This window comes from Stutzerimonas stutzeri (assembly GCF_000935215.1).
Taxonomy (GTDB): domain Bacteria; phylum Pseudomonadota; class Gammaproteobacteria; order Pseudomonadales; family Pseudomonadaceae; genus Stutzerimonas.
The window spans coordinates 1-201 of the sequence record NZ_JXXD01000387.1; the positions used below are offsets into that span (position 1 = coordinate 1).

Annotated in this window: 1 protein-coding gene; it reads right to left on the minus strand. The window is 66.2% G+C overall.

The window, feature by feature from the left end; translation table 11 throughout:
- Entirely contained in the window at window positions 1–180 is a 180-nt protein-coding gene (locus LO50_RS23585; RefSeq protein ID WP_008567547.1) for a hypothetical protein, read from the minus strand.
- Window positions 181–201 lie beyond the last annotated feature (21 nt).

The following is a 201-nucleotide window of genomic DNA, read 5'->3' on the forward strand; positions in this document are numbered from 1 at the left end:
TCATTCGCCGGCCTGCTCGAGGTCGGCGGTTTGTTCGGAGGGCTCGCAGTCAGGGCAGACGGCGAAATGGGGCGGCAGGCTGAGGTCTGGCAGCAGGTCGCTTTGCGGCGCGGGCAGCGCCATGAGCTTGCCCATGTCGTTGCCGCAGCAGTCGCAGTACACCCGGTCATCGATCAGCATGGCCGCCCCTCCCGATTAGTT